9 protein-coding genes are annotated in these 12,103 nt (G+C 72.6%); 5 read left to right on the forward strand and 4 right to left on the reverse strand.

Features of this window, described 5'->3' with window-relative positions:
• Nucleotides 1–29: 29 nt before the first annotated feature.
• The gene (locus NRK68_RS02650; RefSeq protein ID WP_183065936.1) at nucleotides 30–746 is read left to right on the forward strand and encodes a TetR/AcrR family transcriptional regulator; all 717 of its coding nucleotides are present in this window, start codon (nucleotides 30–32) and stop codon (nucleotides 744–746) included.
• Here NRK68_RS02650 and NRK68_RS02655 read toward each other — a convergent pair.
• Nucleotides 722–1,540 (reverse strand): MmyB family transcriptional regulator, encoded by an 819-nt coding sequence (locus NRK68_RS02655; RefSeq protein ID WP_183065935.1) that lies wholly within the window; start codon nucleotides 1,538–1,540, stop codon nucleotides 722–724. The genes NRK68_RS02650 and NRK68_RS02655 overlap by 25 nt on opposite strands.
• Before the next feature lie 193 nt (nucleotides 1,541–1,733).
• Here NRK68_RS02655 and NRK68_RS02660 point away from each other — a divergent pair, with 193 nt between their 5' ends.
• The 3 genes from NRK68_RS02660 (at nucleotide 1,734) to NRK68_RS02670 (ending at nucleotide 7,084) form a co-directional block, all read left to right on the forward strand.
• Nucleotides 1,734–3,599, forward strand: coding sequence for a VWA domain-containing protein (locus tag NRK68_RS02660; protein WP_257854760.1), 1,866 nt, complete (start codon nucleotides 1,734–1,736; stop codon nucleotides 3,597–3,599).
• A gap of 193 nt (nucleotides 3,600–3,792) precedes the next feature.
• On the forward strand, nucleotides 3,793–5,646 hold the full coding sequence (locus tag NRK68_RS02665) for a glycoside hydrolase family 15 protein (protein WP_257854761.1): 1,854 nt from the start codon (nucleotides 3,793–3,795) through the stop codon (nucleotides 5,644–5,646).
• The gene (locus tag NRK68_RS02670; protein WP_373023452.1) at nucleotides 5,639–7,084 is read left to right on the forward strand and encodes an MFS transporter; all 1,446 of its coding nucleotides are present in this window, start codon (nucleotides 5,639–5,641) and stop codon (nucleotides 7,082–7,084) included. Before NRK68_RS02665 ends, NRK68_RS02670 begins: the two co-directional genes overlap by 8 nt.
• Before the next feature lie 122 nt (nucleotides 7,085–7,206).
• Here NRK68_RS02670 and NRK68_RS02675 read toward each other — a convergent pair whose 3' ends face one another.
• On the reverse strand, nucleotides 7,207–9,234 hold the full coding sequence (locus NRK68_RS02675) for a prolyl oligopeptidase family serine peptidase (protein WP_183065931.1): 2,028 nt from the start codon (nucleotides 9,232–9,234) through the stop codon (nucleotides 7,207–7,209).
• On the reverse strand, nucleotides 9,224–10,294 hold the full coding sequence (locus tag NRK68_RS02680; protein WP_183065930.1) for an AI-2E family transporter: 1,071 nt from the start codon (nucleotides 10,292–10,294) through the stop codon (nucleotides 9,224–9,226). The genes NRK68_RS02675 and NRK68_RS02680 overlap by 11 nt, the downstream gene beginning before the upstream one ends.
• Nucleotides 10,295–10,385: 91 nt before the next feature.
• Between NRK68_RS02680 and NRK68_RS02685 the strand changes: the two genes are divergently transcribed.
• A complete protein-coding gene (locus NRK68_RS02685) occupies nucleotides 10,386–11,675 on the forward strand; it encodes an MFS transporter (protein WP_259656586.1) in 1,290 nt (429 codons plus the stop codon).
• Between the two features lie 19 nt (nucleotides 11,676–11,694).
• On the opposite strand, the gene NRK68_RS02690 is transcribed toward NRK68_RS02685, so the two are convergent.
• Nucleotides 11,695–11,868 (reverse strand): hypothetical protein, encoded by a 174-nt coding sequence (locus NRK68_RS02690; protein WP_157879753.1) that lies wholly within the window; start codon nucleotides 11,866–11,868, stop codon nucleotides 11,695–11,697.
• Between the last annotated feature and the right edge of the window lie 235 nt (nucleotides 11,869–12,103).

Below are 12,103 nucleotides of genomic sequence, written 5' to 3' on the forward strand. Positions count from 1 at the left end.
CCGTTCCGCATCGATACACTGGCCGCACCATGCCGAAGCCATCCGACACCCCAGTCCGGTCCAAGCGTGCGGGCAGCCAGCTCACACCGGACGCGATCATCGAGGCGAGCCTGCGCATCGCCGCCCGCGGCAGCGAGGACGCCTTCACCGTCCGCCGCCTCGGCGAGGAGCTCGGCGCCGACCCGACGGCGATCTACCGGCACTTCCGCGACAAGGACGAGCTCCTGCTGTCCGTCGCCGACCGCACGCTGGGCGAGGTCCTCGACCGCATTCCCGAGGGCCTCGACTGGAAGGGCCGGCTGCGGGCGCTCGCGGACGGCTCGCTGGAGGTCGCGCTGAAGTACCCGGTGGTCGGTTCGACCATGGCCAGCCGGACCACCCGGCGGCCGAACGAGTTCCGGGTGGTCGAGCTCATCCTCGGCGCCGTCATGGAGGCCGGGCTGGACGGCGCCGAGGCGGCCGTCCACTACCGCATGGTCGGCGACTCGCTCCTGGCGTACGTCGGCCAGCGCGCCGCCTACCTGCTGTTCGACCCGGACGTCAGGGCGGCCGACGAGGCCTCATGGAGCCGTGAGTACCGCCTGGTCGACGCCCAGGGGTTCCCGAACATCACCCGGCTGAGCACACAGCTGGCCGAGGTGACGGACGACGAGATCTTCCGGGCCCGGGTCGAGGCGCTGATCACCGCGATCGAGCAGCGGGTCGAGACCCTCCGCAGGGGTCAGGGCGCGTCCGCGGGCGTGTAGAAGCTGAGGTTGATGCGGGCCCCGGGAGCCGTCACCGGTTCGGCGAGGCAGGTGGTGAGCCGGCCGGGGCCGTGGACGGCGTGCCGGACGGGGAGTTCGGAACCGTCGTGGTACGGGATGGGGGCACCGGCGTGCTCCCGGTAGAGGGGTCCGGTCACGGGGTCGTCGAGGACGTCGCGCGCGAGGCGGCCGAGCGCCGGGTTCCCCGGGCGCAGCTCCACACTGTGCTTGAGGTGGGGCATCATGGCCGGCGCCCACACGGTCTCCCAGTCCATCAGGACGTCGGTGCGGGCCTCGGGGGTCAGCAGCATCCAGCGCATGATGTTGGAAGGCGCCTGGCCGCGGGGGAAGAAGCGACGGAACTCCTCGTTGTGCACGATGACGTTCCATTCGGCGTCGTTGACGTACGCCAGCGCGCCCCGGATGTGGTCGGTGACCCGCTGCCAGGCCCCGGCGATGGACGTCCCCGCGCTGCCGTGCAGGGGGTGCGGCGGGCTCTCCCTGCGCATGACCAGCCACAGGAACGCCCACTCCGGCTCGTCGAGCCGCAGCGTCCGCGCGACCGCGGTCAGGAGATCGCTGCCGGGGCGGCCGATCTGACCGTTCTCGAACCGGTTGTACGTGCCCGGGGTGCGCGTCAGCAGCACGTCCATCTGTTCCTGGCTCAGACCGGCGGCCCGCCTGCCCGGACCGGGCCGGCGCTGGGGGAACCCCGCCTCCACGGGGTCGATGGCGGCCCGGCGCGCCCGCAGAATCCCCTTGAGGCGGCCTCGTTCACCAGCCGACGGCTTCATCCGGCACCTTCCGCTCGCGCCGCGGCGACGGCTGCGGCCTTCCATTGTCTGCACTCATGGACCCTGGAAAAGATGATCACATTCTGCTGCGCTGGTGCCCGGCGCAAGAACACGTCCCACCGTCCCCGAGCGCCCGTTCCCTGACCGCTTACCGCCCAGGGGCCGACGGACGAACCTCCTGGAGATCACCTTCATGCATCCGAGCCCACGCCGACGTCGCGTGCTCGCCGCCCTTCCCGTGCTGCTGCTCACCGCGCTCCTGGCGCCGGCGGCGAGCGCCTCCCCCGCGGCGCCCGAGACTCCGGAGCCCGCCCGGATCGTCCTGGTCCTGGACCTGTCCGGGTCGATGAACGAGAACGACGCGGGCGGCCGGACCCGCCTCGCCGCCGCCAAGCAGGCGGTCACCCGGATCATCGAGACCGCTCCCGAGCAGGCCCCGCTGGGGCTGCGCGTCTATGGCGCCACCTATCCCGGACAGGACAAGAAGCAGGGCTGCGCCGACACGCAGCAGGTCCTGCCGGTCGCCGCGATGGACCGGGCGGCGCGTGCCGACGCCAAGAAGCGGGTCGAGGGCTTCACGGCGGCCGGGTTCACGCCGATCGGCGTCTACCTCCGCGAAGCCGCCAAGGACCTCGGCACGACCGGCAACCGCCGGATCGTCCTGGTCTCGGACGGGGAGGACACCTGCGCGCCGCCCCCGCCGTGCGACGTGGCCCGCGAACTGAAGGCCCAGGGGGTCGACCTCGCCGTGGACGTCGTCGGTTTCCGCACGCCCTCCTCGGCGCGCACGCAGCTGAAGTGCATCGCCGACGTGACCGGCGGCTCGTACGCGGACGCCCAGGACGCCGACTCGCTGACCGGCAACCTGGGCACCCTGTTCCGCAAGGGGTGGCGGACCTACCAGGCCACCGGAAAGCCGGTCTCCGGCTCCCTGAACGGCTGCCAGGACGCTCCGCTGGTCGCACCCGGCCAGTACCTCGACAAGTTCACCGGGGGACGCGACCTCTACTACAAGGTCAAGAAGCGGACCGACCAGCGGCTCCAGGTCAGTGCCACGGCCGTCGCCGAGCAGGGGTACGGGCGGGGCTCCATGATCACCGTCGCCGCCGGTCCGCCGGGAGACGGGCAACCCCGCGCGTGGCTGCGCGAGTTCGACCAGTCGATGGGGTGGGCGAACGTCATCACCACCGGAGGCCGCAGCAAGCCCGGATCGGGCAACGACGAGCCCGCTCCCGATGACACCGGCTGCATCATCGTCGAGAACGACGTGACGAAGTCCGGCGACAAGCCGATGCCCGTGGAGCTCCTCGTCGGCATCGCCGACGCCACGACCCAGCAGGCCGGAGCACGGACCCCGGAGCCCCGCACCGGTGCCGACGCGGAGGGCGGCTTCTCCTTCAACAGCGCCACCCCCATCGGGCCGGGTACCCACCGGCAGTCGATCGCCGTCGGCGAGGCCCCCTTCTGGCGGGTGGAGCTGAAGGCCGGCCAGAAACTGACGGTCAAGGCCGGCGTGGACATCCCGGCCGACTTCCCGCACGCCACCACCGCCGGGTGGGGCGTCACCGTCTACAACGCCCAGCGGGAAGCGGCACAGTGCAACACGGACCACAACCTGACCGAGCTGATCAGGGGCAGGACCGGGCGCATCGAACGGGTCTGCGGGCCCTGGGAGATCACCGAGGGGGACGACACCAAGAGCTCCGCCTCCAAGGGGTACGACGTGCCCGGCACGTACTACATCCAGGCGCAGGTCGCCGAACCGGGTGACAAGGCGAAGGGCGTCCTCGTACCGATCTCGCTGACCGTGGACGTCTCCGGCACGCCGCGACCCGGAAACGGCCCGGTGTTCTTCTTCGGTGACGACGCCACCCAGGGGAAGGCGCCGTCCGCTGCGAACGGCGACGGCACGCAGAGCGGGACCGGCGGTGCGACGGCCGCCGCGCGGGACGACGGCCGGTCCGTGGGCGAGATCGCGCTGTGGGCCGGTGCCGGCGCCGGAGTCCTCCTGCTCTGCGGCATCGCCGTCCGGGTCCTCCTGCGCCGCAGGGCGGCCTGAAAGGCCCCGGGACCGCCGTGACGGGCTCCGGAATGCGGTGGCCACAGGGCCGGGGCACCCTTGATGTGACGACGCACCGTGGCAGTCCGTGGCACCGCAGACCCCGGTGATCGCGGGCCGGCACGGCTCCCGGTCAGGGGCGTGCAGCGCGCCCGGGCTGCCTGGTCCCCGCAACGGGGTGAGGGAGCCGCTCGTGAACGCCTACCCGCCCATCGCCGATCACGGAATGGTCGGCGACCTGCAGACCGCCGCGCTGGTGTCCTCGCAGGGCACGGTCGACTGGTGGTGCACACCACGGTTCGACTCCCCCAGCGTCTTCGCGTCCCTCCTCGACAGCGAGCGCGGGGGCTACTGCAAACTCTCCGCCGACCTCGCCCACGAGCCCGGCACCGTGGTCCGCCAGCTCTACCAGGCGGACACGGCGGTGCTCGTCACCCGGTACATGGGGCCCGGCGGGGTCGGCGAGGTCGCCGACTTCATGGTCCCCCTGAACACCACCACCCCGACGCGGCGGCACCGGCTGGTCCGCGTGGTGCGCGTGGTCCGGGGCAGTCTGGACTTCGACCTCGCATGCCGGCCGCGATTCGACTACGGGCGCGCCTCCCACACGTTCGAACAGACCGACGAGGCCTCGGTCGTCTTCCACGGTCCGGGCACCCGGCTGTACCTCCAGGTCGCCGGGGCCTCGGGCCCCCTCGGGCTGCGGCGCGACGGCGACGACGCCACCGCCCGTTTCACCCTGACCGCGGGGAACGTGGCCGCCGTGGTGCTGACCAGCGACGCCGACGACAGCGCGGCGCCGCCTCCGCTGTCGGCCGCGGGCATCAGCGAGGAACTGCAGGCCTGCCGCACCTTCTGGCACGGGTGGCTGCGCTCCTGCACCTACCGCGGCCGCTGGCGCGACATCGTCCACCGCTCGGCGATCACCCTCAAGCTGCTCACCTACGCCCCCACCGGCGCGCCGATCGCCGCGCTCACCATGGGACTGCCCGAGCAGGTCGGCGGCGAGCGCAACTGGGACTACCGGTTCACCTGGGTCCGCGACGCCTCCCTGTCGGTCAAGGCCCTGATCGACCTCGGCTTCGCCGAGGAGGCCGCCGCGTTCCGCCGCTGGCTGCTCGACCGGCTCGCCGCCGGCGGCACCGCCTCGGGCGAGCCGCTGCAGATCATGTACCGAGTCGACGGCGAACCCCGGCTGACCGAGGTGGTCCTGGACCACCTGGAGGGCTACGCCGGGTCCAGGCCGGTACGGGCCGGCAACGCGGCCGCCGACCAGATCCAGCTCGACATCTACGGCGAGGCCTCCGACGCCCTGGCCCAGACCCGGGACATGGGCGGGATCAAGGGGTGGCAGGCGTACGCCGGCGTCCTCGACTGGCTCGCCGACCACTGGGACCGCCCCGACGAGGGCATCTGGGAGACCCGGGGCGGCCGCCAGGACTTCACCTTCAGCCGCCTCATGACGTGGGTGGCCTTCGAACGGGGCATCCGCCTGGCCGACGCGTTCTCCCGCCCGGGCCACATCGACCGGTGGCGCGAGGTGCGCGACACGGTCTTCGCGCAGATCGTCGAGCGCGGCTGGAACGCGGAGAAGCAGGCGTTCGCCCAGCACTACGGGACCGACGTGCTGGACGCCTCGCTGCTGCTCATGCCCCGGGTCGGTTTCCTCTCCCCCACCGACCCGCTCTGGCTCAGCACCCTCGCCGCCATGGACCGGGAACTGGTCAGCGACAGCCTGGTCTACCGCTACAACCCGGAAGCCTCCCCGGACGGACTGCGCGGCTCCGAAGGCACCTTCAACCTCTGCAGCTTCCTGTACGTGGAAGCCCTCGCCCGGGCCGGCAAGCCGCAGCAAGCCCGGTACGCCTTCGACAAGATGCTGACCTACGCCAACCATGTCGGCCTGTTCGCCGAGGAGATCGGGCCGTCCGGTGAGCAACTGGGCAACTTCCCGCAGGCCTTCACCCACCTCGCCCTGATCGCGGCGGCCCTCGCCCTGGACGAGCAGCTCGACCGGGCGGAGGCGGCGGGAGGCAGCGATGGGTGACGCGGGGCCGGCCTCCCCGGGCTCCACGGGCGGCGGACCGCCGGGCGGACCGCGGGGCGGGCTGCGCGGAGTCCTGGCCCCGCTCGCCCTCGCGCAGTTCATCTGCAGCTTCGCCGGTTCCAACATGAACGTGATGATCAACGACATCAGCACGGACCTGGACACGACCGTGCAGGGCGTGCAGATCACCATCACGATCTTCCTCCTGGTGATGGCCGCGCTGATGATCCCGGGAGGCAAGCTGACCGACCGCTACGGCCGCAAGCGGTGCTTCCTGGCCGGTCTCACCGTCTACGGCGTCGGCGCCCTGCTGAGCGCGCTCGCCCCGGGCCTGGGCGTCCTCATCCTCGGCAACTCCATCCTGGAGGGCATCGGCACGGCGCTGCTCATCCCTCCCGTGTACATCCTCACCACGCTGCTCTTCACCGATGTGGCCTCGCGCGCCCGCGCGTTCGGGGCCATCATGGCGCTCGGCGGCGTCGGCGCCGCCGCCGGACCGCTGATCGGGGGACTCATCACCTCGGCCATCAGCTGGCGGGCTGCCTTCGTCTTCCAGGTCCTGGTGATCGCCGTGATCATCCTGCTGAGCCGCCGGATCGAGGACCCGCTGCCACCGGATCCCGGCCGCCCCTTCGACACCGCGGGAGCGGTCCTCTCGGCGGTCGGCCTCATCCTCGTCGTCACGGGCATCCTGGCGGCCGACGACAACGTCTGGCTGATGGCGGGTCTGCTCGTCCTCGGTGCGCTGGTGCTGCTGTGGTTCTTCCGGTCGGTACGCGCGAAGGAACGCGCCGGCGAGGAACCGCTGCTGTCGACGAGCCTGTTCCGCGACCGCACCTCCAACCTCGGTCTGGTCACCCAGAACATCCAGTGGCTGCTGCTGATGGGGACCTCGTTCACCGTGGCGGCCTACCTGCAGGTCGTGCGCGGGTACGACGCGATCCGGACCGGCGTGATCTTCACCGCCGCCACGCTCGGCCTGCTCGCCACGTCGCTGGCCGCCGAACGCCTGGCGCAGCGGTACACGCAGCGGGTCCTGGTCATGACGGGCTTCGTCACGACGATCGTCGGCATCGCCCTCCTGCTCGCCCTGGTGGGCGGTTCCCCGAACCCCTGGGCCTTCGCTCCCGGACTGCTGCTGATCGGCCTGGGCCTCGGCGTGATGCTGACCCCGTCGGTCAACGTCGTGCAGTCGAGCTTCCCCGAGGAGCGGCAGGGCGAGATCTCCGGCCTGTCGCGCAGCGTGTCGAACCTGGGCTCCTCGCTCGGCACGGCGGTCGCCGGCACCATCCTCGTCTCCGGTCTCACCACCCGCGCCTACGGAGCCGCCATGGTCACCCTGGCGGTCCTGGGCCTCGGCGGTCTCGCCGCGGCGGCCCTCCTGCCCCGGGGCCGGGTGCCGGCCGCCGCCGCTCGCGCGCCGCAGGGACCCCGGTGACGCCGGGACGGCCGTGGCCGGCTCCCGCACCGTGGGGATCCCCTGACGCGGGGGATCCCTTGACGCGGGGGATCCCTTGACGCGGGGCCGGGCACGCGGTGCGCGCGGGCCCGGCCGGCCGCTCACGTCGCCGGGGTCAGGCGCTCCCACAGGAAGGTGTGCACGAGGGCCTCGTTGAAGGCCGTCTGGCGGTGGTCCGTGGCGCCCGCGTGGCCACCGCCGATGTGCTCGTGGAAGAACACCGGGTGACCGGCCTCGCGCAGCCGGGCGGCCATCTTGCGGGCGTGCCCGGGGTGGACGCGGTCGTCGCGGGTCGAGGTGAGCAGGAGCAGCGGCGGGTACGCGGGCCCGTCCGCCCGGATCCGGTGGTAGGGGGAGATCTCCTCCAGGTGGGGCCGGTCCGCGGGGTCGTCCGGGTCGCCGTACTCGGCGATCCAGCTGGCGCCGGCGAGGAGCTTGTGGAAGCGGAGCATGTCCAGCAGCGGCACGTGCGCGACGACCGCGCCGAACAGTTCCGGTTCGCGGGTGAGCATCGCGCCCATGAGGAGGCCGCCGTTGCTTCCGCCCTCGATGCCCAGCTGGGCCGGGGTGGTGATGTCCCGGGCGACGAGGTCCCGGGCGACGGCCGCGAAGTCCTCGTACGCCCGGACCCGGTTCGCGCCGAGCGCCGCCCGGTGCCAGGCGGGCCCGTACTCGTGCCCGCCCCGGATACCGGCGACGACGTAGGTGCCGCCGCGCGCGAGCCAGGCGCGGCCGGTGACCGCACTGTAGGAGGGGACCATGGAGATCTCGAAGCCCCCGTAGCCGTAGAGCAGGGTGGGTCCGGGACCGGGCCGGTCCTCGGGACCCACGACGAAGTACGGCACCCGGGTGCCGTCCGCGGAGGTCGCGAAGAACTGGCTGACGGTGAGGCCGGTGGTGTCGAAGAGCGCCGGGCTCTGCTTGACGGGCTCGCTGTCGTCCTCGCCCCCCGCCGTGCCCCGGTAGAGCGTGGAGGGCTGGAGGAAGCCGGTGACGAGGTGGAAGTACTCGTCGCCGACGTCCGGGTCGGTGCAGGTGACCGAGGCGGTGGACAGGGCCGGCAGGCCCGGCAGCGGTGCCCGGCTCCAGCCGTCCGGGCCGGGGGTGAGCAGCTCCATGGCGGAGGAGACGTCGGCCCGGGTAGTGAGGATGAGGTGGTTTCGGGTCCAGCTGTACCCGGCGAGGGCGGTGCGCTCGTCGGGGGTGAACAGCACCTCGGCCTCCCGCGCCCCCTCCAGGAACGCGGCGAGGTCGAAGGCGAGGAGGGTGCCCGCCGGGTGCCCGAGCCACGGCGTCCTGGTGGTGACGGTCAGCCATTCCCGGTGGACGGAGGCGCTCGCGTCGTCCGGTACGTCGATCTTCACGGGCGGGCCGTTGCCGTCCTCGGGGAGGAGGAACAGCTCCTGGTTCCAGAAGTCGATCTGCCGGTGGACGAAGTCCCGCTCGAAGCCGGGGGTGTCGTCGTGCCAGCCGGAGGCGGACAGGTCGGACGGGCCGCCCCGGTAGACGAGCTCGGCGGCTTCGAGGGGTGTGCCGCGCAGCCAGCGGCGCACCTGGAGCGGGTAGCCGGACGGGGACATCGAGCCGGGCCCGAAGTCGGTCCCGATCCAGACCCGGTCGTGGTCGATCCACCCGATCCGGGTCTTGGCCTCGGGGACCGTGAACCCGTCCGCGACGAACTCCAGGGTCTCCAGATCGAACTCGCGCACCACGCAGGCGTCGGCGCCGTCCCGGGAGAGCAGGACCAGGGCGTGCCGGTGCTCGGGGGCGAGAACCCTGCTGCCGGCCCAGGCCCACTTCTCCCCCTCGGCCTCGGCCAGCGCGTCGAGGTCCAGGAGCACCTCCCAGTCCGGGCGGTCCGTGCGGTACTCCTCCAGGGTGGTGCGCCGCCACAGGCCGCGTACGTGGTCGGCGTCCTGCCAGAAGTTGTACAGGTGGCGGCCGCGGCGGACGACGTAGGGGATCCGCCCGTCGTCGTCCAGCACCTCGCGCATCTCCTGCTCGAGCACCTTGAAGCCGGGGTCGCCGGTCAGCGCGTCGACGGTCTCGGCGTTGCGCTCCCGGACCCAGGCGAGGGCGGCTTCGCCGGATACGTCTTCCAGCCACAGGTAGGGGTCTTCATCGCTCATCAGGCGATTGTGCAGGAAGCGGGCCGCGGGCGTCGCGCAGGGCCGAGTGGACCGACCAGACGACGGAAACCAGCGGGACCGCGACCACGGCGCCGACCACGCCGGCGGCGATCGCGCCCGCGACCACCGAGATCGCCACGACCAGCGGGTGCAGGCGGACGGCCCGGCTCATCACCAGCGGATGCAGCAGGTGTCCCTCGATCTGGCCGATGACCACGATGAGCGCGACGACGATCCCCGCGACGAGCGGGCCCTTCGCGGCGAGGGCGACCACCGCGGCGACCGCCAGCGCGACCGGTGACCCGATGAGGGGGATGAAGGCGGCGAAGAACTCCAGCAGCGCCAGCGGCACGGCCAGCGGGACCCCGAGGAGGTACAGCGCCAGCCCCACGAGGACCGCGTTCGTCGCCGCGACCACCATGATTCCGTGGGTGTATCCGGTGAAAGTGCGCCAGCCCGCGCGGCCGGCGATCGTCACGCGTTCCCGTGCCGTCTCGGGCAGCTGGTCGCAGAACCACGCCCACTGGCGGTCGCCGCCGTGCAGGAAGAAGAAGGAGCAGAAGACGGCGAGGGCGAGGACGGTGAGGACGTGGACGAGCCGGCCCGCTCCGCTGACCGCCTGGCTGAGGACCGTGGAGCGGTGGCTGGAGAGGTACTCACCGATCCGGGACTGGACGTCGGAGAGGGCCTCCCGGTTCAGCCGGAAGGGCGGCTTCTCCAGCCACGCCTCGATGCTGGCGAGTCCCGCGCGGAACTCCCGGGCCAGGGTCGTGGTCTCTCCCGCCACCGCCTCGCCGACCAGGGTCAGCACGCCCAGCAGGAGCAGCGCACTGCCCAGGAGGCTCACGGCGACGGCGATCGTGCGGGGCACGGCCCGGGCGAGGCGACGGGTGGGCGTCCACAGCAGGGCGGTGACGACGAGGCCGAGGAAGACCGCGACGGCGATCTCGTGGAACTTGCCCAGCAGGGCGAAGACCACGTAGACGGCGGCGCCGACGACGAGCAGGCGCCAGGCGTACGACGCGGCGGTACGCAGGAACGGTGACACCGGCGGCGGCATGGACCATGGGTGCCACGGCGGGCCCGGAAGAAAACCCTTTGCCCCGATCGGGGCGGGCGGCGCACGATGGCCTGCCGTGAGCACCTCCCGACTGACGGCCGTACTGCCCGACCTCGCCCCGTGGCGTTCCAGCCGTGACTTCCGGCTCCTGTTCTACCAGGGGACGGTGACGTACTTCGGCTCCTTCATGGCGATGATCGCGCTGCCGCTGCAGATCAAGCACCTCACCGGCTCACCGCTGGCCGTCGGCGCGATGGGTGCGGTGGAGCTGGTCCCGCTGGTGGTCTTCGGGCTGTACGGGGGCGCGCTCGCGGACGCGGTCGACCGGCGGCGGATGATCCTGCTGACCGAGGCCGGGCTCGGGGTGCTGGCCCTGGTGCTCCTGGTGAACGCGCTGCTGCCCGACCCGCTGCTCTGGCCGCTGTACGTGGTCGCGGCGGGCGTGTCGGCCCTCGCCGGGCTGCAGCGGCCGGCCCTGGACTCGCTGATGACGCGGATCGTGCCGCACGACCAGCTGACGGCCGCCGCGGCGCTCAACGGGCTGCGCTACCAGTTCGGGGCGATCCTCGGTCCGGCGCTGGCCGGCCTGGTCGTCGCCTACGCCGGTCACGCCTCGGCCTATGCCGTCACGGTGGCGGGCTTCCTCGGCTCCGTCGTGCTGTGCTCGCGGCTCGGTCCGGCCCCGCCCGTCGAGGGCGCCGAGCGTCCGTCGCTGCGCGGGATCGCCGAGGGCGCGCGCTACGCCTGGAGCCGGCCGGTGCTGCTGGGGACGTACGCCGTGGACCTCGCGGCGATGCTCTTCGCCTTCCCGAACACGATCTTCCCGTTCCTCGCGGACGAGCTGGACGCGGTGTGGGCGCTGGGTCTGATGTACGCGGCCGGGGCGGTGGGGTCGATGCTGCTGGGGCTGACCAGCGGCTGGGCCTCCCGGGTGCGGCGGCACGGGCTGCTGGTGGTGTTCGGCGCGGCGGTCTGGGGTCTGGCGATCGCCGCGGCCGGTGTGGCGCCCGGCATCTGGCTGGTGCTGGCCTGCCTCGCGGTGGCGGGCGCCGCCGACATGCTGAGCGGGCTGGGCCGCGCCACGATCTGGAACCAGACGATCCCCGAGGAGCTGCGCGGCCGGCTGGCGGGCATCGAGGTGCTCTCGTACAGCGTGGGCCCCCAGCTCGGCCAGGTCCGGGCGGGCACCATGGCGGGCTGGACGGGGACCCGGCCCGCCTTCTGGAGCGGGGGGCTGGCCTGTGTGGCCTCGGTGGCGGTGCTGGCCGCGCTGCTGCCGAAGCTGATCTCGTACGACGCGGACACCGACGAGGACGCACTGCGCCGGCGGGCCGCCCGGGAGGCGGAGCCGCGCGGTGCGGAGGCCGGCACCTCGGCGTGACGCGGCCCGGGTGCGGACCTCAGCTCTCCTGCTCGGCGAGGATGCGGTCGGCGGCGTAGTGCGGGCAGTTCAGGGCGTGCCAGGTCACCGAGAGGGAGCCCGCCCCCGTCCGCAGCGTGCGCACCGCACCGTCGGCGGCGGTCGCCTTGCAGAAGGGGCACATGACGGTCTCCGGGCGCAGTAGATCGAACATGCCCAGTCCTTCCCGCAGGTTTCTCACACCGGACCTGTCCAGAACTATCAAATCCGGCGCCGTTCGGCCGCAGTACCCACAAGTACGGATGGGAATCGGGTACCTCGGCCGTGCGGAACCGCCGCCGGAACGGCTCCACCGCGGCGCCCACGTGCCGTCGCCGTCAGCCCGCTCAGGCCGGCGAAGCCGTACGGGTTGCGCGGCGTCGGCGTGCTGACGGGGCAGCCGGCGTGCG

This window comes from Streptomyces yangpuensis (genome assembly GCF_024666385.1).
GTDB classification, from domain to species: domain Bacteria; phylum Actinomycetota; class Actinomycetes; order Streptomycetales; family Streptomycetaceae; genus Streptomyces; species Streptomyces yangpuensis.